Origin of the sequence: Sorangium sp. So ce1036 (genome assembly GCF_051369805.1) — a bacterium.
Taxonomy (GTDB): domain Bacteria; phylum Myxococcota_A; class Polyangia; order Polyangiales; family Polyangiaceae; genus Sorangium; species Sorangium cellulosum_F.
This window is the reverse complement of sequence record NZ_JBBMOX010000001.1, coordinates 2,639,662-2,659,261: the sequence shown is the minus strand read 5'-3', so window position 1 is coordinate 2,659,261 and position 19,600 is coordinate 2,639,662. Positions and strand designations below refer to the sequence as shown.

Genomic DNA, 19,600 nt, shown 5'->3' with positions numbered 1-19,600 from the left:
CGCCGATAGGGCGGCCTGCGGCCATGCCGTCCGCCCGTCCCCGCCAGAGCACGGTGCGATCCGTAACAAAAATCACAGATCAGGCACCGTTACTTTGTGGACCTGACGATTTTGAAATCAGCATAGGCTGCTGCACGTAAGTTCAGGCATGCAACAGCCTTCTGAGCACGCGCCGCCTCTCGAGCGGCCCAGCTTCGAGACCGTGTACACCATCGGCCTCTCGTTCCTCCGGCAAGCGTTGCGCTGGCTCGGAGTGGCGGAGCGCGACCTCGATGACGTCCTTCAGGACGTCATGATCGCCGCCTATCACGCGCTCGACGGCTTTGATCCAGGCCGCTGCACGGGCGAGGCGCGCGCCGCCCCTCGGCCTTGCGGGCACGGTCCGGCCGGAGGCCGCAGCGCTCCGCAGGTCGCGAGCGCGCTCTGCGAGCCCGTCAGGCGCTGGCTGTTCGGCATCGCCTGGCGGCAGGTCGGCCATTACCGTGATCGCGCCCACCGTCGCAGAGAGGTCACGGTGGGCGCCGGGACGAGCTGGCCGCTCGATCTGGCCGACCCGGGCCTGAGCTCGGAGCAGCTGCTCGCGCGCGAGCAGAGCGGCCAGCTCGTCGGCCGGCTGCTCGGCACGCTCGACCACGACCGGCGGCTCGTCCTGATCCTGCACGATCTGCTCGAGGTTCCCATCGTCGACATCGCGCGCGATCTCGAGGTGAACGAGAACACGGCGCGCAACCGCCTCCGGCTCGCGCGCGCGGACTTTCGCGTGGCCGTGAAGCGCATGAACGCCGAGGAGCGGCGCGCGCTCCGCGGCCCGCTGAGCCTCCCGGTGGCCGAGCGCTACCGGACGGCGGACGACGAGGCACTCATGCGCGCGGCCCGGAGCATCCCCGAGGTGCCGGACGCCGTGCGGCGAAAGCTCTGGAGCGCGATCACCCGCGCGACCACCGGCGCGCGCGCGGCCAGCGCGCAGCCCTCCGCGGCGCCGCCCGGGTAGGCAACGTTGCTCGAGGCGCGCCGGCCCCGAGGCGGGCGGCGCGCAGGTCGCCCGCGGGGCCATGCGGTCAATGCTCCAGCATCCTGCCGTAATACTCGGCGATCGCCGTCCCTCCCAGCCGGGAGAAGAAGGAAGAGTAGCAGATCCAGATCGCCAGCCCGTTCATGTCGTCGAACATCGGCGGGAGATACGGCGGCGGGCGAACGATACCGTCCGTCATGTGTGCGTGGAGGATCGGGACGTCCTCGTGCGCCACCTTCCCCACGAACAGGAACGGAATGAGCATTGCCCGGTCGTGCTGGATGGCCGCGCGCATGAAGGCGTAGTTGAGGACGATGCCCTTGCAGTAGCAGGCGTCCTTCGTGAAAGGCGCCCCTCCCGCGAGCACGCCGCCGCGGAAGACCCGTCGGGCGTTCTGGAAGCACTCCTCTTCTTCGTAGCCTTCCGTGCGATACCACTCGAACACATCGAGGAAGGACGCCCCGTCCTCCGCCTTGTCCACCGCGAGGATGCGGTCGTTCAGCTTCTTCGCGCGGCGCGGCGTGCTCCTGAACGTGAGGATCTCGACGAGGACCGCGAGCCCTTCCTGCACCGCCGTGGTGCGCGGCGGGCCTTTCGCGAGCCAGCGCGCCACCGGCTGCGCTTGCCCGTTCAGGCTGGTCGCAACGTGGACCCACCCCTCGTGCGCCTCCAGGATGTCGACGTCGCTCTTGGAGAACATCGCGCCGCTCCGGATCTTCACGTAGTCGCTGCCCGCGGCGGCGTCCGCGAGGAGCGAGTCGTCCACCTGCACGCGGATCGACGCGCCGCCGAAGAAGCGGTCGAAGCGGGCGTTCAGCTCCAGCGCGGCCATTTCTGCTGTAATTTCACGACGTTGCGATGGACCAAGCCGCTCGCCGCCGATCGCGGTCAGGAGGTCGTAGAGCACGAACCCCATGTCCCGTACGCTCGTCTTGCCGTCCGGCAGCTTGTCCTTCGGGGAGCCGTAGAGCTCGCGGGAGAGGGTGTAGAACGCCTTCGTCCCCCGCCCCATGAGCATGCTCACGACCTTCCGGTACTCGTCCGCGGTCGCGCGGAGGATCTGCCCGAGCCGGTCGCGCTTTCCGAGCTCCCGCTCGGCGTCGCGGAGGATCTCCTCGATCTCGCGCAGCTTGGCCGCCGGATCGAACCCCAGGTCGTCGGCGTAGGTTACCCTTGGCAGCTCGCGCTGCTTCGAACGCAGGAACTGCTCCTCGACGTCCGCCTCCCAGCGGAGCGCCTGGAGGATGCGGATCGGCCGCTGCGCATCGAGCACGCGCTGGGCCAGGCCCGCGAGGATTTCCTTGTAGGAGCGCCACGGCCCGGCGACCGGCGGGCGCGGCGCGCTTGGGATCGGCTCGTCGCGCAGGCTCAGCGATTCGAGCGGCGCCGACTGCGCCCGCCCGTCCTCGCCGCCCCCCTCTCCGCCGCCCTCGGCGGGCTCGTCCTGTCCCCCGTCCCTGGAGGCCTCCGCCCCCGCGACGTCGCCGCGCAGCTCGCCCGCGGGGTCGGCCGCCTGGAGCTCGGGCCGCGCCTCCCCGCTGACCGCGCACGCGTCCCTCATCTCCCGGGCCTCGGAGCTCTGCGCCATGACGATCCGATTGCTAACACCGGGCCACCTGCCGGATCAAACGCCGCCGAGCAGGGCGCCGCCGCGGCGACAGCGGGCTCGCCCGGTCCTTGTCGGCATCGCCGCCTCGGGGTACGAGGCCTGCCTCTATGAGCGACCCCGAGCACAGGAATGACGCCGAGGCGACCGACGACGACGGGTCGAGCGCCCTCTCCGACGCCGCGCTCCTCGAGCGCACAGCGGAGGGAGCCAGGCGGCTCCGCTCGGCGATCGCCAGGGCGGTGGTGGGGCAGGACGAGGTCGTCGAGGCCATGCTGATCACGCTCGCCGCGCGCGGACATGCGCTGCTCGTCGGCGTCCCGGGGCTCGCCAAGACGCTGCTCGTGTCGTCGCTCGCCAGGGCGCTCGACCTCAGCTTCGGGCGCGTCCAGTTCACGCCGGACCTCCTGCCCGCCGACATCACCGGGACCGACGTGCTGCACGAGCAGCACGGCTCCCGGAGCCTGCGCTTTCAACCCGGCCCCATCTTCCACAACCTCGTCCTCGCCGACGAGGTGAACCGGACACCGCCGAAGACGCAGGCCGCGCTGCTCGAGGCGATGCAGGAGCGCAAGGTGACCGTCGGGACCACCACGCACCCCCTCCCCGACCCCTTCCAGGTGTTCGCGACGCGAAACCCGATCGAGCAGGAAGGGACGTACCCGCTGCCCGAAGCGCAGCTCGATCGGTTCCTGCTCGAGATCCACGTCACCTACCCGAGCGAGGCCGAGGAGCGCGAGGTGGCGCGGCGGACGACCTCGGGGAAGCCGCCGGCGATCGAGGCGGTGCTCCGGGCCGGGGAGGTGCGCGCAATCGGCCGCCTCATCCCGAGGATCCCGGTGACCGACGAGGCCGTGGACCTCGCGGTGCGCCTCGCGCGGGCGACGCGACCGACCTCGGAGCGCGTCGCGCAGGAGGTGCGGGACTACGTGCGCTACGGCGCCGGGCCGCGCGGCAGCCAGGCGCTCGTGCTCGCGGCCAAGGCGCGCGCCGCGCTCCGCGGCGAAGCGGCCGCGGACGTGGACGACGTGAGGGCGCTGCTGATCCCGGCGCTGCGGCACCGGATCGTGCTCTCGTACCGCGCCGAGGCGGACGGCGTTCGCGACGTCGACGTGCTGAACGCCGTGGAGCGATCGGTGCGCTGAGCGGCGCCCGGTCCGCCTGCGCTCCGCGCCCGCGCGCCCCGCGCCGCGGGGGGCGCGCGAGCCAGGCGTCGGTTACCGGGATCGACGCGCCTAGTGCTGCGCCTCCTTCAGCGGGCTCACCGCCTTCATCGCCTTCCGATCCAGGACGAAGCGCAGCGCCCCCGGCCCGCGGCCGTCCCAGCTCACCGCCACGACGCCGCTCTTCTTCAGGCCCGTCCAGCCGACGTCGCCGACCAGCGCGGTCAAGAGCGCCGACAGGGAGGGTTCGTGCCCCACCAGCGCCAGCGGCTGCGCCCCCTGGTACTGCGAGAGCAGGCGCAGGATCTCGGCCGTGTCGCGGGAGGGAGAGAGCGCCGCGACCACCGACACCTCGTCCGTCAGCTCGGCCGCCTCGGCGATGATCTCCGCGGTCTGGACCGCGCGCACGAGGGGGCTCGTCCAGACCGCGGCGGGGCGCCGGCCCTCGCGCCTCGCGAGCCACCGGGCGACGCGTCGCGTGACCTTGCGCCCCTTGCCCGTCAACCAGCGACCGGCGTCGCCGAGGTCAGGCGCGTCATCCACGGCCTGACCGTGGCGAATGATGAGGATCTCCATCGTATGACCTTGGCCGGAGCGACCTCTAGCAGCTGAGCGCCGCGCGCGCGAGCGGCAGGCGAGCGCCGCGCGCGCGCGAGCGGCGCGCGGGCCGCGCTCGTCAGAACTCGCACTGGTGCGTCGCCGCGTTGCAGTGCGAGCCCGGGGCCACGAAGGGGCACACGCTCCCGAAGAAGGCGTCGCACGGCAGGCCGCACGTGTACGTGGTGTGCGTGTAGCAGATCTGGCCGCCGCCGCAGTCGGCGTCGGAGGCGCAGCGGCAGTTGAAGTCGTCGGGGATGCCGTTGCCGTTCTCGTCGACGCCGTCGCAGCACTCGGTCACGTAGAAGTCGCTCGCGCTGCAGTCGTCGTCGGCGCAGTCGATCGCGCCGTCGCAGTCGTTGTCGAGCCCGTCCGTGCACGCGACGGTCCCGAACTCGGGGCCGGGCGCGGCGCCGTTTGCGCAGCGGAAGCAGGCGCCGACGGCGGCGCAGTCGCGATCGGCGCAGTCGACGTGGTGGTCGCCGTCGTTGTCCAGCCCGTCGTCGCACACCTCGCGCGGGTTCGGGACGATCTCCACGTTGAGCGCGAAGGGCCCCTCGTTCGCGCCGCTCGCGGGATCGATCGTGTAGCCGTCGAGGAAGACGAAGTACGTGCCCGGGTAGAGGATGTCGAAGTCGAGCCGGGACGACCACGAGTCCCCGCCGCTGTCGTCGTCGCAGCCGATCTCCCGGCCGGCGTTGCAGATGCCGGTGCGGACGTAGAGCACCGTGTCGAAGCCCGAACCGATCGAGTCGAGGTGCACGCGCGACGGCGCGGTGAGCACGAAGTAGAAGACCGCCTCGCCGGCGTCGCCGCCGCAGGCGCCGCGGGTCTCGCTCACGTGGCCGGTGGTGTCGCCCGTGTAGGTGCCGGTCGCGGGGATGAGCTTCGGCGACAGGCAGCTGGCCTGCTCGAGCACGCACCGCGGGTTGCTCGCGCAGTCCGGGTCCTGGCAGTCGACCAGGCCGTCGCGATCGTCGTCGAGGGTGTTGTTGCACTGCTCCGGCGTCGGCGCGCAGCTCGGCGCGAACGCGCACGCGGCGTCGGCGCAGTCGACGCGCCCGTCGCAGTTGTTGTCGACGTCGTCGTCGCAGATCTCCGGCACGCACACCGCGCACGCCGGCGCGGTGATGCACTCTGGATCGGCGCAGTCGACGCGCCCGTCGCAGTCGTTGTCGACGCCATCCTGGCACCGCTCCGGCGAGCCGGGCGGGACGCACGCGCAGGGGAAGACGCCGCGGCAGTCCGGATCGGCGCAGTCGACCAGGAGATCGCAGTCGTCGTCCTGGCGGTTGTCGCAGCGCTCCGCGCGGGCGCTGCAGCCGCACAGCGGGTCGGCCGCGCAGTCGACGTCGTCGCAGTCGAGGGCGCCGTCGCAGTCGTCATCGAAGCCGTTGCCGCACTTCCCGGCCTCGGAGGCAGAGCAGCCGCAGGCCGAGGTCCCCGCGCACTCCTCGTCGAAGCAGTCGACGACGGTGTCGCAGTCGTCGTCGACGCCGTTCTGGCAGATCTCGCCGGAGGGGTCCGGGGTACAGCCGCAGGTCTCCGCGGCGGCGCACGCGGGGTCGAAGCAGTCGGCGACGCCGTTGCAGTCGTTGTCCGCCGCGTCCGTGCAGATCTCCGGCGCGCCCGGCCGGACGGCCGGGTTGAGGTCGTTGCAGTCGTCCCCGCCGCAGGTCGTCGGGCCTGCGCCGTCCCGATCGTCGTCGCGCGGCCCGTGGACGCAGCGCCCCTGCTCGCACGCGTCGCTGGTGCACTCGTCGCCGTCGTCGCAGTCCGTCGGGCCGCCGCAGGCCTCCGCGCCGCCCGCGCCGGTCGGCCAGCTCGAGCTCGACCCCTCCGTGCTGGTCGAGCCGGCCGCGCCGCCGGCGCCGCCGCTGGAGGCGGGGAGCTCGAGGAGGCTCGTCCGGCCGCACGCTCCCAGCGATGCGCCGAGCGCCGCGAACGCCCCCATCGCGAAGAAAAATCGTCGAACCAACGGGGATCGCGGAGGCGCGCCCCCGCTCCCTGCTGAAGAGCCCGGCTTCATCGCTCACCCTCTCGCGCCGGCCGCCGTGGGGCCACGCTGCACGGCCCACTTTACACGCCCGGGTTTCCAGGGAAGCAAGTCTTGATCCCCGGGCGCCCCCCTGGCTGTCGATGCTTCCGGGGCCACGAGCTCCAGAAGCACCGCGGAAGGGCGTGCGAGGCGGTGGCCAGGACGTGGCTGTCAGGCCCGGTACGTCGATCGGGCAGGATTGTGCCGCGGACCTGGTGATTTGCGCGGCGGACCCGGTTGCGGGTCGGCGCGTCAGCGTGTAACGAGGGCCGGTGGCAGCGCAGCTCCAGATCGAGTACGAGCGGCCACCCCCTGGCCTCCAGCGCGGCCGGTTCGCTGCGCCGCCATGGGTCGTTCTGACGGTTGGCGCCGCCGTGGTGCTCGTCGCGATCCTGCTGCTGAGCTTTCGGGCGCGGCGCGCCCTCCGCGCACGGGCGCGCGGCGGGCCACACCCTTCGAGGCGCCGGTGACGAGGCGCACGCCCGAAGGTCGCTCCAGGGAGGGGTTCAACACCGGTGCGATCGCCGGTTGACACCGAGCGGACCGGACCGGTAGGCACCATAGGGGACGCGCTCCCGGACGGCTGATGTAGAGTGCCGCCCGAGCGGGCGATGAGACCGCAACAACCTGGCCCGGAACACGGCCCTAGCGAGGCTGTTTTGGGTCCCGAAGATCGCCGCGCAACTGCGGCCCGTGGATACATGGCACCGATCGAACGTGGCGTTGAGCTTGTGCAGCGCGTGATCGCGCAATTGAAGAAGCGCCCTTCCAGCCAGACCGCCGTGGGGGCGAGCCAGGCGGCTCTCGACGCGCTCGAGTCGAAGCTCATGGTCGAGCTGCCGCCCACGCTGAGGACGTTCCTCGAGTTCGATTTCACGTTCGACAGCCTGGGCTCCCGGTTCAAGGGGCGCCATCGCTTCGGCCGGGACCCGTCGGCGCCGCGGCCGAAGCTCACCTCGGTGCGCAAGCTGGCCGAGGCGAAGACCGACCTCGGCTGGACCGAGTCACGGCTGCGCGGCAAGCTCGTGCGGCTGCCCAACCTCCCCGGGCACCCGTGGAACGCGCTCTACCTCGGCGAGGCGCGGCGGGACGGCGAGCTCGTCATCCTCGGGCTCGACAACGAGGACACGAACGTCCGGGTCTTCCCCCGCTACACGGCGTTCGACCTGTACCTCGTCGAGCAGTGCGGCCTCGCCCGGCTGTCCGAAGCGCAGCGGCTCGAGGATCTCGAGTCGCACATCGCGCTCAACCCGGAGCTCGGGAGCACCGAGGAGGACGACGAGGGCGACACGGAGTATTGATCGCATCGCAGCGCCGCGTTCGCGCCGGCGCCGCTCGGCTGCGGACGAGGCTCGTGACGAACGCGATGGCTGCCGGTGCGGAGGTGCTCCACGTCCGGGTGGGCGAAGCCGACCCGCGCGACCGGCTCGACAAGCTCGTCGTCCACCTCCTCGAGCGCGCCGGTCGCGCGACCTCACGCGCGGCGGTGCAGCGGTGGATCGCCGCGGGTCGGGTCCTCGTCGACGGGGAGCCCGCGCGCGCCTCGATCGCGGTGCGCGCGGGCGCCGACCTCGAGATCCGGCCGGAGGAGCCGCCGCCGTCCGGCGCGGCCGCCGAGCCCGAGGTGGCCGTCCCTGTGGTGTACGAGGACGAGCACCTGCTCGTGATCGACAAGCCCGCAGGGCTCGTCGTGCACCCGGCCCGCGGGCACGCGTCGGGCACGCTGGTCAACGGGCTGCTCGCGCTGCCCGGGTTCGCGCTCGCGCCCGCCGATCCGCGCGATCCGGCGGGCCACCTCCGCCCCGGGATCGTGCACCGGCTCGATCGAGGCACGAGCGGCCTGCTCGTCGTGGCCAAGGACGAGCCCACGCGCGAGGCGCTGAAGGAGCGGTTCGCGCGGCACGCCATCGAGCGCGAGTACGTGGCGATCGTGGGCGGCGAGGCGCGCGAGGCCACCTACGACACGCTCCACGGCCGCCACCCGACCGACAGGCTCCGCTTCACGTCGTGGATCCGCGACGGAGCCGGCGCCCCCGGCGCGCGCGCGCCGCGCCGCGCCGTGACGCACGTCCGCGTGATCGAGCGGCTCGGCGGCGCGGCCACGGTCGTCGCGTGCTCGCTCGAGACGGGCCGCACCCACCAGATCCGGGTGCACCTCGCCGAGCGCGGCGGGACGCCGATCCTCGGAGATCCCCTCTACGGCAAGCCGCCGAAGAGGCCCGAGCTGCGCGCGATCTCCGAGGAGCTGGGGCGGCAGGCCCTCCACGCGCGCGTGCTCGGGTTCAGCCATCCCGTGACGCGCGCGCCGGTGCGGTGGGAGAGCCCGCTGCCAGCGGACATGCTCGACGCGCTCGATCGGCTGCGGAGGCTCGCTACCAGATCTTCGATTTGATGTGACCCTTGGACTTGATCAGGATGTCCACGAGGGCGCGGTCGTAGAAATTCTTCTGGTAGAGATCGGGCGAGACGCGGCTCTTGTAGAGGGCGCGCCCCTCCTCGATCTCCTCGGTGAGGACGTTGAAGAGGTCATCCTGCTGGATGCCCTGCACGATCTTCTCCTCGTTGTAGAGCGAGAGATCGCTTGCGATGGCGCGCGCGAGGCGTCGCGCAGCCTCTTCCGTTTCAATCAAGGGCATCGGTCTCTCCTCCAGGGTTCGCCAGCCGGGGGCACGCGCTCCCGAGCCGAGGGGCGCCTAGGATGCAGCAGCGCGGGCGGCGCTGTCAAAGTCGCTCACGCTCCCGACGCGGAGGGCGGCGCGGAAACCGTGCTGCCAGCGGCGCCGGCGCCGCCGCTGCCGCTGCCATCCATGGCGCGCGGCGCGCCGGCGCGATGCCGCTCCGGGTCCTGCCGCGCCGCGGCGAGGGCGGCGAGCCCCGTGAGGAGCGGGAAGACGACGAGCGCGTAACGACCCGCGCCGAAGAACACGGCGTGGGTGAGCGCGGTCGCGGCGAGGACGGCGAGCGCGGCGCCGGCGAGCACAGGCGCCCGGAGGAGCGCGCGCCCCTCGAGCAGCGCGAGGCCGAGGAGCGCGAGGTATCCCACCCAGGCATGCACGTGCAGCGCGGCGACGACGCCCACGGCGAACAGCGCGAGTCGCGCGAGGGCGAGCCCGCGATGCGCGAGCGAGAGCTCGCGGGCGCGGCCCCCGAGCGCGCCGGGCGCCGGCGCCGAGCGGCGCAAGGCCCACACGAGGGCGAGGAGGAGGACGGCGCGCTCGAAGGCGGTCTCGACCGCGCCGAGCGCGACCTTGGCGGCCTCGCTGAAGGCCGCCGGGTTCGAGGCGTGCAGGTACCATCCGGCCGCGCCGCAGTAGTCGAACGTCGCCGCGAGCTTCCGGGGCATGAGCCCGAGCCAGGTGCCGGGGTGCTCCACGATGAACCGGCGCGCCTCGCGGCCGAAGCAGGCGTCCTTGCCGGCCTCGTCGAAGACGTCGCGGCAGGCCTCGGGCACCTGGATCGGCGACCAGGCGCCGGTGGAGGCCGGGTCCGCGCCGATGAGGAGGTTCCAGCCCCCGTTCACGCTGACCAGCGCGCACCGGTCCATCCGCGCGCAGTTGCGCGCGGTCCACGGCGCGCAGACGAGGAGCGCCGCGATCACGGTCAGCAGGATCGGCGCCGCGCGGCGCGCCGCCCGCGCAGCCTGTGCCGCGCGGCCCCGCGGGGCGGGCGCTCCGCTGGATCGAGGGGGGTCGCCGGGCGCAGGACCCAAGAGGGCGAGGCCGGCGAACACGGGCGCCAGCACGAGCGTCTGCGGGCGGACCAGCGTGGCCATGCCCACGAGCAGGCCGAGGACGACGAGCGGGGCGAGCGCGGGGCGGCGCTCGCGCGCCCACGCGGACGCCCACGCCGCGCAGGCGACGAGCGAGCCGGTGACCCCCTCGGTCATGAGCGCCGGGGTGTACGCGACGAGCCCGGGATGGAGCGCGACCAGCGCGCCCGCGAGCGCCGCCACGGCGCGCGATCGCGGCGCGGCGCGGGCCGCCAGGCGGTGGACGGCGAGCGCCCCGAGCGCGCCGAGCACGGCGTTCAGCAGCATCGCGCCCGCGGGGTGCGTGCCGACCAGCGCGTACAGCGCGCCGACCGCGCCTGGATAGCCGACCGGATAGTGCGCGGCGTACGTGACGACGCCGTCGGGCCACAGCCAGGTGTAGCCGAGCCCCGCCGCGATCCGCTCGGCGATGCGCTGGTAGTAGGTGGCGTCGGCGGTGGGCGGGAACCGCCCGGCCGCCCAGGCGACGACCGCGACCCGCGCCGCGAGGGCGAGGGCGAAGATCGCGACCCCGTCGCGCCGACGCGGGGCGGCGGGCGCGTCGCCGCTCATGACGGGCGCGCGGGCGACAGCGGGAAGCGCGCGAGCAGGCCTGTGGCCCGCAGCGCGGCGATCACCTCGCACGCGGGCAGGCCGACGACGTTGGAGTACGAGCCGTCGATGCGCGCGACCGCGAACGCGCCGACGCCCTGGATCGCGTAGGCGCCGGCCTTGTCGAGGCCCTCGCCGGTCGCCGCGTAGGACGCCACCTCGTCGTCGCCGAGCGCGCGGAAGCGCACCCGCGTCATGACGGTCTCGGCGTGGAGCGCCTCGTCGCGGCCCGGGACGGCGGCCGCGGCGAGCTCGATCCGGCCGCCGCCGGCGATCGCGAACCGGGTCCAGACCTGATGCTCGCGCCCAGAGAGGGCGCGGAGCATGGCGCGGGCGTCCGCCTCGTCCCGCGGCTTGCCGAGGGGGGTTTCGTCCAGGATCACCGCGGTGTCCGCGACGAGGACCGCGCCGGCCCCGACCGCTTGCTGCAGGCGGCGCGCGGCCGCGAGCTTCGCCAGCGTGATGCGCTCCAGGTAGGCCGCCGCGCTCTCGCCGGGGCGGCCCGACTCGTCGACCTCGGCCGCCGCAACGCGGAGAGGCAGGCCGAGCGTGGTCAGGATCTCCCGCCGGCGCGGCGAGCCGGAGCCGAGCAGGAGCGGATGCGATTCGTCGATCATGGGCGTGCGAGCGCGGGGGGCGCCGGCCCCAGCCGCGCATCGTCCTAGCACGGCTCGAGAGGGACCGCGGGGCACAGCGCGCCCCGGCGCCTCGAGCGCCCTCCGGATCGCGCCGGGACGATTGCTGTTTTGACTCTCACCCCGGCAGTAGTAGAGGGTCGGGCGCGATGCGCGCCAACCGGAGGCAGCCGGCACGATCAGGCCTCCCGCTGCTCTTGGCCTCCGGGCTCTTCGTGGCGGGTCTCCTCCCGACGCCGGCGCGCGCGGACGAGTGCGCGCCGGACCACGGGCTGTCGGGCTGCATCGACGCCGACAACCTCTGGCCCCACGCTGGCGGCGGCCCGTTCTTCGCCGTGGGCAGCACGGCGACGACCCCGAGCGCGAAGGCCTCGTTCGGCCTCGTGACGAGCTATCTGTCGCGGCCCGTGGGCCTGCGCGTCGCCTCGCCCGACCCCGAGGGGACGGTCGTTCACCTCCTGGACAACATGGTCGACGCGACCTTCCTCTGGTCGCTCGGCCTCACCGATCGCCTCGAGGTCACGGTCGCCGCCCCCGTCACGCTGTACCAGGACGGCGCCGGCTTCTCCGACGTGCACGGCACCGACGCGGAGCTGCCGCGCAGCGTGCTGCGCGACGCGCGCCTCGGCGCCGCGCTCTCGATCGTGCCGCCGCCCCAGCGCGGCCCCCTCGACGGCTTCTCGCTCGCCGCGCGCCTGGAGCTGGGCCTGCCCACCGGCGATGGGAGCGTGTTCGCCAGCGCCGGGACCGCCACCTTCGCGCCGAGCGTCGCCGCGGCGTACCAGCGCGGCCGCCTCCGGCTCGGGGCCGAGCTCGGCGCGCGGCTCCGCGGGTCGAGCGCGCTGGCGAGCACCGAGGTCGGCTCGCAGCTCCTCGGCGCGCTCGGCGCCGCGGTCGACGTGCTGCCGGACCGCTGGCTCACCGCCTCCGCCGAGGCGTTCGCCCTCTACACGCTGGCCGAGCAGCCCGCCGGAGACGCGGCGCTCGTGCCGGCGGAGTGGATCCTCTCGGCCACGAGCGCCCCGCTGCTCGCCGGCGATCTCTCGCTGTCCGCGGGCGGCGGCGGCGCCCTCCCCCTCGCCGGAGCGGGCGCGCTCACCGCGCCGCGCTTCCGGCTCAACCTGGCGCTCCGCTACGCCCCGACGGGGCGCGACGCCGACGCGGACGGCGTCCTCGATCGCGACGACCGCTGCCCGCTCGTCGCGGAGGACCGCGACGGCTTCCACGACGGCGACGGCTGCCCTGACCCCGACAACGACGGCGACCGCATCCCCGACGAGCACGATCGGTGCCGGGACGAGCCCGAGACGATCGACGGCTTCCAGGACGGCGACGGCTGCCCCGACGCCGACGACGACAGCGACGGCGTCCCCGACGACGCCGACGCCTGCAGGAACGCCCCGGAGGATCGCGACGGCTTCGAGGACAGCGACGGCTGCCCCGATCCGGACAACGACGGCGACCGCATCCCCGACGAGCGCGACATGTGCCCGAACGGCGCCGAGGACGTGGACGGGTTCCGGGACAGCGACGGCTGCCCCGATCCGGACAACGACATCGATCAGGTGCCCGACGCCGACGACGAGTGCCCAGGCGAGCCCGAAGATCGCGACGGCTTCCAGGACGACGACGGCTGCCCCGAGCCCGACAACGATGAGGACGGCGTGGCCGACGCGGTCGACGCGTGCCCTGTGGCCGCCGAGACGATCGACGGGACGAGCGACGCCGACGGCTGCCCCGAGCCCGGGGGCAGGTCGCTGCCGCGGTGGTCCGGCGAGCGGGTCATGCTCGACGGTCTGGTCCGCTTCCCCGCGGCGAGCGCGCGCGTGCCCCCCGCGTTGATGGCCCAGATCGGCATGATCGCCCAGCTCTTGCGCGGGCGCATGCCCCTCGATGTCGTCATCGTGGAGGCGTACCCCGATCGCCAGGGGGATCAGTCCGCGCGCGCGCTCGATCTCGCCGGCGCGCGCGCAAGCGCCGTCAAGGAGCTCCTTGCCGGCGCAGGCATCCCGGCGGACCGGATCACGGCCGCCGCCGGCGATTCATCGACCCAGCGCGCACCGGGCGCGCCCCAGATCGAGGTCACGGCCATCCGTGCTCGGCGCTCGAAAGCAAACCCTCGAGCGCCGGACGCAGCCGCCTCGACGACCGGAGAGAAGAAACAGCAATGATTGTCCTCGAGGCACGCCGTGCCCGTCATTTGATCGTCCGCCTCGATCGAGGCGAAGAGCTCCCTGCCGCGCTGGTGCGCGCCCTCGACGAGGCGGAGGCGCGCGCCGGCTGGGTCGAGGGGACGGGCTCGCTCGAGCGAGCCGAGATCGCTCTGTTCGACCAGGCCTCCCGCACCTACGCGAAGACGCGCGTCCTCGACGGCCCGTGCGACGTGGTGGCGCTCTCGGGGAGCATCGCGCTCCAGCAGGGCGAGACCTCGCCCCGCCTGTCGGCGACGCTCGCCCGCGAGTCCGGCGTCGGCCTCCAGCTCGCCGCCGGGGAGCTCGTGTGGGCGCGCGTCTACGGGCTCGAGCTCCGCGTCACCGTGTTCGACGACGTGCCGCTCGTGCGGGCTCCTGACGATCGCACGGGCCTGTTGCAGCTCGCGGCCCAGTCCTCCACGACCCCGGCGATCGTGAGTGAGCCGCCCCGCTCCGTGCCTCCGGCGCCGGCCGCAGAGCCGCCCCGCACCGTGCCCCCGTCCTCCGGCGCAGAGCCGGTCCGCACCGCGCCCTCGACCTCCGGCATCGAGCCGCCCCGCACCGCGCCCTCGATCTCCGGCGCAGAGCCGGTCCGCTCCGCGCCCCCGGCCTCCACTCTGGAGCCCGCCGCCTTGCCCCTGCCCCAGCGCCCGGTCCGTCGTCGCCAGGAAGAGGAGATCTATCCGGAAGTGGGTGACGGCGTGACCCACTTCCACTTCGGCGAGTGCATCGTGATCAGCTCCGACGGCGAGCGGATCCGCCTCCGCCAGGAGCGCGACGGCCGCGTGCGCGAGGTCTCGCTGACGATGCTCCGCATCGAGACGCCCACCGTGGACGCGGCGACGGGCAAGAGGCACTTCCGCCTCGCGCGAAAGAACTGAACGGGCCTCGCGCCGCCTCGAGGGGGCCGAGGCGGCGCGGAGACGCGGCCGCTCAGAAGACGCGCTGGGCGACGTTGATGGAGTCCCCTGCCTGGAGGGGCACGTCGGGGATCTTGTTGTCGATGATGTCCTCGACCGAGACGGTGGCGAACACCGTCTTGCCCTGGGACCTCCTGCGAATCGTGACGCGATCCTTGTCCGCGATGCTGTTGAACCCCCCGGCCATCGAGATGGCGCGGAGCAACGTCATGCCAGGCTGGAGCGGCAAGGACCCGGGCTTCTGCACCTCGCCGAGCACCTCGACCCGCTTCGAGTTGTACTCCTTGATGCTCACGCTCACGCTGGGATCGGTGAGGATCTGCCCCTCCATGAGCTTCGCGCGCACGAGCTCCGCGAGCTCCTGCGGCTCGAGGCCCGCGACCTTGAGCCGCTTCACGTAAGGGAAGTCGACGGTGCCATCCGGAGCGACGGTGAACGTCGTGGGGAGCTTGTCCTCGCCGACGATGCGGAGCTCGAACACGTCTCCGACACCGATGCTCGTCGCCTCCACGGGCGGAGGCAGGTTCACCGGCTCAGGCTGACGCGCCGAGCAGGCGGAGATCAAGAGCGCGAGCGCCGCGGCCAGCCACCTCTCAAAACGCCGCATCACATGAACCAACGCACGCCCAGGTAGGCCTCGAACTGCTGCCACCCGAGATGGTTCTCCACGTTCCCGTCGACCCCGCGCGCGGTCAGAGCGGTGCTGCTGACGTTGTTCCCGTACCGGATGGTCGAGTTGATCCCGAGGGCGTCCGTGATCCGATACTCGCCGAACAGAGAGGCATCGATGCGGACATCCGTCCAGGAAGGCTCAGCCACCAGGCTGGGGGTCTCCGGCGCGCCAGGGTAGACGATCGCCGCCACGCCGCCGTCGGCGATGAGCAGGAAGCGCCCGCCGAAGAAGTACGTCAGCTTCAGGTAACCGCGGTTGCGCTCGTAGTAGGTCCAGAGATAGCTATCGTGGAAATCGCGCGTGAAGCCGGCCGAGAGCGACGACAGCGCGAGCGTGGCGGCCTCCGGATCGGCCGAGGGGTTGGGCGTCAAGAACCACTTCAGCTCGAGCTGGCCGATGACGCTGTCGAAGTCGTTCACGGCGTCGACCTGGCCCTCTGCCGTGTAGAAGCTCGCGCCCCAGCCGGCCATCGCGAGGAGGCCGAACGACGGGGTCACAAGGCCGTTGATCCCGATCTGCGCGCGCAGCGGATGAGACGAGAGCTGCGAGGTCGGGTTCGGGTAATCGACGAACCCCAGCGACGCGTCGTAGATGAGCGCGGTGCGCGGCAAGAACCGCCAGCGGCCCCGCGTGCGGATCGAATGGTGCAAGTTGGTCAGGCCGCTGAACTCATCCACCTCGAAGAACGTGCCGAGGAAGCGATAGCCCAGCCGCCAGTCGAGCAGCCCCCCGCCCGGCGTCCACACGAGCTCCGCCCCCGCGTTCGCGTGGATCCGCCGGAAGCTTTGGTTCGAAATCCCGAGATCGGAGGAGGCGATGGTCCGGCCGAGCGACCCATCGAGGACCACGGACCACGGTCGTCGAGGCAGGATCGTGAGGCTGGCATCGAGCAGCCCCCCGATGTTCCGCTGATCGCTCAGCCGATCCTGCCCTGTCTCGGTGCCGGAGACCGGGAAGAACTCCTCGTAGGTCGCGGCGATACCGCCGCGGAACTCCACGTCCGGCGGCGGCGCGTCGGGCGTCACCTCCAGGCGCTGTCGGCTGAGCGTCGACAGCGAGAAGGACGGCGTGATCCGGAGCCGCATCGACCCCACGGGCCCGCGATCGAGCGAATCGATCACGTCATCCTCGGCCCTGCGGAAGAAGTTCGAGTCATAGCCGAACTCCGCGGCGACCCCGGGGTGCAGCTCCAGATCGCCGGCGCGTATCCCTATACCCTCGGTATAGCGACGATCCTTGAGCCAGGGCTGATCCTGCGCGAAGGCCAGCGCCGGGGACAGAGTGAACGTGCAGACGGCAGCGGCTATGATGGGACGAAGTTTCATCGCCTATTGGGCAGTGGCAATCCGGGAGAGGCGGTCGCCTACCTAAAACAGCTACTGCACGCAGGCGGCTCGATGATGATCTCGCTGACGGGGTATTCGGAAGGATCCTCCTTGGGGAGGTTCGGATCGATCGTCGCTGTCACAGCGCTGTCGCCGATGAAGCCAGCCTCCTGACCGATGCACTGGTTGGCCTCGGCCGTCAGCTGCTCAGTCCGCTGGCGCAGGACCGTCAGGATCGTGAATTCATGGTTGGAGAGATCGGCGTCCCGCCGATTCACGGCGAGCTCCAGCCCCTGTCGCCGCTCGCGGGCGGACCGGATGGCGACATCGATCTGATTCAGCTTGTCGTTGAGACAGAGCGTCTTCACGACATCGCGCTGCGAACGGGCCGTCTCGAGCTGGCGGCGCACCGAGGTGCGGGCGCCATCCATCCGGGCAAGGAAGGTCTCGCTCTGGGCAAGCTGCTCGGCCGGGGAGAGCGTGACCTGCCGCGCAAGCCCCGCAGATGCATCCGGCGGAGGCGCCGTCTGCGCCTGCGCAGCAGCAATGCCATGGCCGACCACGATCGAGATCAGCGCCACTGCTGCAAAGCCGGGGATCTGTTCGCGCTTCATCCAAGCCTCCGGAAGTCAGGCCCGCGAAGTATAAGTGCGGGCAGACGTGGTTGTCAAAACGCAATGAGCGTGCCGGGTAGCCAGCAGATCGAACCCATCAGGCGAATCCGTACGAGGTGCTCCCTCCTTGGATGCGTGAGACCGGCACGCCATTCAACTTCGGGCGAAGGCGAAGCGGATGAGGATGGCGGCCAGATCAGGGCCAGAGGCAGAGATCGGGGCTATTGGCTCACGAAAGTGACAGGGATCACAATCGTCGCGCCACCACCCTCCGGCGGCGCGAACTGCGCGCTCTGGACCCGGGCGACCACGCAGGAGATCACGGTCCCGGAAAGGGTGGATCCGCCCGAGGGCGTCGCCGAGAGCACCTCGCCGTTGGGGCCGATCCTTGCGGTGATCCTCACCGAGCCCTTCATGGTCGGATCTTCCTGAAGACCTTTGTTGTAGCAACGACGGAATCCCGCCGTCATCCTGGCGACGACGGCGGGGGCGTTCGAGACGCTCCCGCCAGAGACCGCGGCGCCGCCGACCTGGGCGTTGCCCACCGGTCCCTTGACCGCCTGGGCCGAGCCTGCGGTCGCCGGACCGCTGGTCCCCGTGTTGCCGATGGTCGCGAGCCCTCCGCCGCCGGCGGTGCCTGGCCTCACCGTGCCCCCGCCCGAGGAGCCCATGTTCAGGCCCGCCACGCCCCCTTTTCCGACGCCGGCCCCGGAGGCGGCTGCGTTCTCCAGGAGACCGGTCGGCACGTCCCCCGAGCTCAGGACGCTGGAGGTCGCGTTCCCGCTCGAGTTGAGCGCCGCCAGCATCTGGACGTCGAGCTGCGCGAGCTCGTTGGCGATCGCGGACGCGCGGGCGTCGCTCATGCCGCCGGAGCCCTTCCCCGGGCTGCCCGCGCCACCCTTGCTGCCGCCGCTGGCCGCCTTGGGCGCTTCGACCGTGGCCGCCGCGGTCGCGGCCGGCGCGTCGACCGTCTCCTTCGGCTGCTCGACCGGCGGCGGAGGCGGTAGCTGCTTCACGGACTCGAGCAGCTGCGCCACATCGACCTCATCGTCGACGACCGGGTCCATCCAGTCGGAGTAGATCGACCCCACGGCGCCGAAGTGGAACAGGAACGAGAACGCCGCGATGATCGTGGTCGTCCAGTCGATATCGCTCGCGATGCCCGACTTCACCGACACGGGCAGCTGCGGCTTGGGCTGCACCGGCGGCGGCGCCACGAACTGGAACAGGAACGTCGTCTCCCCCACGACGATCTTGCCGCGCGCCTCCTCGCTGAGCTGGACCTGAAACGCCTGGGTGTTGCCCACCGTCACGCGCTTCGCGGACGACTTGAGCGCGGAGAGCTCCGAGACGCCGGCCTTGAAGGCGACCCGACCGGTCATCCCCTCCAGGAAATTGAGGAAGTACTCGCCCCCCACGAGCTCGAACAGCCGAAAGCTCGGCGGGATGCTCTTGCTCGGGATGACGAACATGCTCTTTTCGCTGGGGCCGATGGTGACGTGCGTGCGCTGCTTGATGACGCGCTCCTCGATCACCTTTCCCCCCTGAACCAGGCCGATCCGGAGGACCTTGGGCCCCGTCGCCTGCGGGATGGCCCGCATGACCGCGGTCATCTGCCCGGGCTGCCCGGGACGTGACGGGGTGGGGTGCGGTTGCTGCTGGGTCATGGCAAGGGCCTCCGAGCGAGGGGGGACGAACCAGGGGCCGACGCCGACCGCAATCGGCAGGCGAAGCCGCGCCCCGCGGCCCGGCGGAGACCGGGCCTCGATCCGCGGAGAGAGCGCTGCACGGGTGACAGAACCACAGTTCCGGCGAGGGTACATGGACACGCTGTGGCGGTCCAGGAGCGCGCGCCGTGCGGAGGGGGCTCAGGGGTGCTTGCGGCGCGCGCGGCGTGACGATGCGGACGGCGCCCTGGCGACGCCGTCGAGCGCCGCTTCGTCGACGAGCGCCGCGGCGACGAGCGCGTCGATCGCCTCGCGCTGGCGCGCGGCGGCGGCCCGGCCGGCGCGCCCCGCCGCGGCCGACGCGATCGCGCCGGCGGCCCCCACGCCGAGGACCAGCGCGATGACCGATGGACCGCCCCGCGCGAGGAAGGAGAGCGTGGCCAGGAGCAGCGCGCCGAGCGCCGACAGGCGCGCCGCCGCAGGGGGCCATCCGGCGCCGACGTCGAGCCGCTGCTCGACCTCGGCGAGGAGCTCGTTCGCCGCCGCGATCTTCGCGCGGGGGTCGGCGGCGGTCATGACCGCGACGGAGAGCCGGTGCTCCCAGCTCTCCGGCGGCGACCGCCTCGCCAGCTCGGCCAGCCTCGCCTCGCCCGGCACCGCGCGGAGCGAGCGCGCGAGCTCCCTCGCGTCCCCGCAGGTCGCGCGCGCGATCCGCGCCGGGTGCTTCCAGGAGATCGCGGCGCAGGCGCCGCTCATCGCGAGCGAGAGCGCAGCGAAGAGCGCGGCGGACACGGCGCC

General features: G+C 72.5%; 17 protein-coding genes. 6 read left to right on the top strand and 11 right to left on the bottom strand.

Features of this window, described 5'->3' with window-relative positions; translation table 11 throughout:
- Window positions 1-148 precede the first annotated feature (148 nt).
- Complete coding sequence (locus tag WMF31_RS10190) at window positions 149-991, top strand: RNA polymerase sigma factor (protein WP_436601744.1); 843 nt, start codon at window positions 149-151, stop codon at window positions 989-991.
- 67 nt (window positions 992-1,058) lie between these two features.
- Here the strand turns inward: WMF31_RS10190 and WMF31_RS10185 are convergent, their stop codons facing one another.
- A complete protein-coding gene (locus tag WMF31_RS10185) occupies window positions 1,059-2,600 on the bottom strand; it encodes a flavohemoglobin expression-modulating QEGLA motif protein (protein ID WP_436601743.1) in 1,542 nt (513 codons plus the stop codon).
- Between the two features lie 128 nt (window positions 2,601-2,728).
- Between WMF31_RS10185 and WMF31_RS10180 the strand changes: the two genes are divergently transcribed.
- Window positions 2,729-3,763, top strand: a complete 1,035-nt coding sequence (locus WMF31_RS10180; RefSeq protein ID WP_129351389.1) for an AAA family ATPase — start codon at window positions 2,729-2,731, stop codon at window positions 3,761-3,763.
- Between the two features lie 90 nt (window positions 3,764-3,853).
- Here the strand turns inward: WMF31_RS10180 and sixA are convergent, their stop codons facing one another.
- Window positions 3,854-4,357, bottom strand: coding sequence for a phosphohistidine phosphatase SixA (gene sixA, locus WMF31_RS10175; RefSeq protein WP_436601742.1), 504 nt, complete (start codon window positions 4,355-4,357; stop codon window positions 3,854-3,856).
- 100 nt (window positions 4,358-4,457) lie between these two features.
- The gene (locus tag WMF31_RS10170) at window positions 4,458-6,356 is read right to left on the bottom strand and encodes a MopE-related protein (RefSeq protein ID WP_436601741.1); all 1,899 of its coding nucleotides are present in this window, start codon (window positions 6,354-6,356) and stop codon (window positions 4,458-4,460) included.
- An 800-nt stretch (window positions 6,357-7,156) separates the two neighbouring features.
- Here WMF31_RS10170 and WMF31_RS10165 point away from each other — a divergent pair.
- A complete protein-coding gene (locus WMF31_RS10165; RefSeq protein WP_436601740.1) occupies window positions 7,157-7,717 on the top strand; it encodes an SMI1/KNR4 family protein in 561 nt (186 codons plus the stop codon).
- 65 nt (window positions 7,718-7,782) lie between these two features.
- Window positions 7,783-8,808 carry an RluA family pseudouridine synthase gene (locus WMF31_RS10160; protein ID WP_436601739.1) on the top strand — a complete coding sequence of 342 codons (1,026 nt, stop codon included), beginning with the start codon at window positions 7,783-7,785 and terminating at the stop codon, window positions 8,806-8,808.
- Here WMF31_RS10160 and WMF31_RS10155 read toward each other — a convergent pair.
- The 3 genes from WMF31_RS10155 to WMF31_RS10145 form a co-directional block, all read right to left on the bottom strand.
- The gene (locus tag WMF31_RS10155) at window positions 8,789-9,052 is read right to left on the bottom strand and encodes a hypothetical protein (RefSeq protein WP_129351399.1); all 264 of its coding nucleotides are present in this window, start codon (window positions 9,050-9,052) and stop codon (window positions 8,789-8,791) included. The genes WMF31_RS10160 and WMF31_RS10155 overlap by 20 nt on opposite strands.
- A 95-nt stretch (window positions 9,053-9,147) precedes the next feature.
- Entirely contained in the window at window positions 9,148-10,737 is a 1,590-nt protein-coding gene (locus WMF31_RS10150; protein WP_436601738.1) for a hypothetical protein, read from the bottom strand.
- Entirely contained in the window at window positions 10,734-11,393 is a 660-nt protein-coding gene (locus WMF31_RS10145) for a Maf family protein (protein ID WP_436601737.1), read from the bottom strand. Before WMF31_RS10145 ends, WMF31_RS10150 begins: the two co-directional genes overlap by 4 nt.
- A gap of 167 nt (window positions 11,394-11,560) precedes the next feature.
- Between WMF31_RS10145 and WMF31_RS10140 the strand changes: the two genes are divergently transcribed.
- Window positions 11,561-13,582 (top strand): OmpA family protein, encoded by a 2,022-nt coding sequence (locus tag WMF31_RS10140; RefSeq protein WP_436601736.1) that lies wholly within the window; start codon window positions 11,561-11,563, stop codon window positions 13,580-13,582.
- Entirely contained in the window at window positions 13,579-14,484 is a 906-nt protein-coding gene (locus tag WMF31_RS10135; RefSeq protein ID WP_436601735.1) for a PCC domain-containing protein, read from the top strand. Before WMF31_RS10140 ends, WMF31_RS10135 begins: the two co-directional genes overlap by 4 nt.
- A gap of 52 nt (window positions 14,485-14,536) precedes the next feature.
- On the opposite strand, the gene WMF31_RS10130 is transcribed toward WMF31_RS10135, so the two are convergent.
- The 5 genes from WMF31_RS10130 to WMF31_RS10110 form a co-directional block, all read right to left on the bottom strand.
- Window positions 14,537-15,130 carry a polysaccharide biosynthesis/export family protein gene (locus WMF31_RS10130; RefSeq protein WP_436601734.1) on the bottom strand — a complete coding sequence of 198 codons (594 nt, stop codon included), beginning with the start codon at window positions 15,128-15,130 and terminating at the stop codon, window positions 14,537-14,539.
- On the bottom strand, window positions 15,130-16,521 hold the full coding sequence (locus tag WMF31_RS10125) for a hypothetical protein (RefSeq protein WP_436601733.1): 1,392 nt from the start codon (window positions 16,519-16,521) through the stop codon (window positions 15,130-15,132). Before WMF31_RS10125 ends, WMF31_RS10130 begins: the two co-directional genes overlap by 1 nt.
- 38 nt (window positions 16,522-16,559) lie before the next feature.
- Window positions 16,560-17,135, bottom strand: a complete 576-nt coding sequence (locus WMF31_RS10120; RefSeq protein ID WP_436601732.1) for a hypothetical protein — start codon at window positions 17,133-17,135, stop codon at window positions 16,560-16,562.
- A 221-nt stretch (window positions 17,136-17,356) separates the two neighbouring features.
- Window positions 17,357-18,802 (bottom strand): AgmX/PglI C-terminal domain-containing protein, encoded by a 1,446-nt coding sequence (locus tag WMF31_RS10115; protein WP_436601731.1) that lies wholly within the window; start codon window positions 18,800-18,802, stop codon window positions 17,357-17,359.
- Between the two features lie 201 nt (window positions 18,803-19,003).
- The gene (locus WMF31_RS10110; protein WP_436601730.1) at window positions 19,004-19,594 is read right to left on the bottom strand and encodes a hypothetical protein; all 591 of its coding nucleotides are present in this window, start codon (window positions 19,592-19,594) and stop codon (window positions 19,004-19,006) included.
- Window positions 19,595-19,600 lie beyond the last annotated feature (6 nt).

What these genes read in the sequence shown, in the direction of transcription:
- WMF31_RS10185 (WP_436601743.1), bottom strand. Translation starts at nt 2,600, where the DNA reads ATGGCGCAGAGCTCCGAGGCCCGGGAGATGAGGGACGCGTGCGCGGTC.
- WMF31_RS10190 (WP_436601744.1), top strand. Translation starts at nt 149, where the DNA reads ATGCAACAGCCTTCTGAGCACGCGCCGCCTCTCGAGCGGCCCAGCTTC.
- WMF31_RS10135 (WP_436601735.1), top strand. Translation starts at nt 13,579, where the DNA reads ATGATTGTCCTCGAGGCACGCCGTGCCCGTCATTTGATCGTCCGCCTC.
- WMF31_RS10145 (WP_436601737.1), bottom strand. Translation starts at nt 11,393, where the DNA reads ATGATCGACGAATCGCATCCGCTCCTGCTCGGCTCCGGCTCGCCGCGC.
- WMF31_RS10155 (WP_129351399.1), bottom strand. Translation starts at nt 9,052, where the DNA reads ATGCCCTTGATTGAAACGGAAGAGGCTGCGCGACGCCTCGCGCGCGCC.
- WMF31_RS10125 (WP_436601733.1), bottom strand. Translation starts at nt 16,521, where the DNA reads ATGAAACTTCGTCCCATCATAGCCGCTGCCGTCTGCACGTTCACTCTG.
- WMF31_RS10180 (WP_129351389.1), top strand. Translation starts at nt 2,729, where the DNA reads ATGAGCGACCCCGAGCACAGGAATGACGCCGAGGCGACCGACGACGAC.
- WMF31_RS10130 (WP_436601734.1), bottom strand. Translation starts at nt 15,130, where the DNA reads ATGCGGCGTTTTGAGAGGTGGCTGGCCGCGGCGCTCGCGCTCTTGATC.
- sixA (WP_436601742.1), bottom strand. Translation starts at nt 4,357, where the DNA reads ATGGAGATCCTCATCATTCGCCACGGTCAGGCCGTGGATGACGCGCCT.
- WMF31_RS10150 (WP_436601738.1), bottom strand. Translation starts at nt 10,737, where the DNA reads ATGAGCGGCGACGCGCCCGCCGCCCCGCGTCGGCGCGACGGGGTCGCG.
- WMF31_RS10160 (WP_436601739.1), top strand. Translation starts at nt 7,783, where the DNA reads ATGGCTGCCGGTGCGGAGGTGCTCCACGTCCGGGTGGGCGAAGCCGAC.
- WMF31_RS10140 (WP_436601736.1), top strand. Translation starts at nt 11,561, where the DNA reads ATGCGCGCCAACCGGAGGCAGCCGGCACGATCAGGCCTCCCGCTGCTC.
- WMF31_RS10115 (WP_436601731.1), bottom strand. Translation starts at nt 18,802, where the DNA reads ATGACCCAGCAGCAACCGCACCCCACCCCGTCACGTCCCGGGCAGCCC.
- WMF31_RS10120 (WP_436601732.1), bottom strand. Translation starts at nt 17,135, where the DNA reads ATGAAGCGCGAACAGATCCCCGGCTTTGCAGCAGTGGCGCTGATCTCG.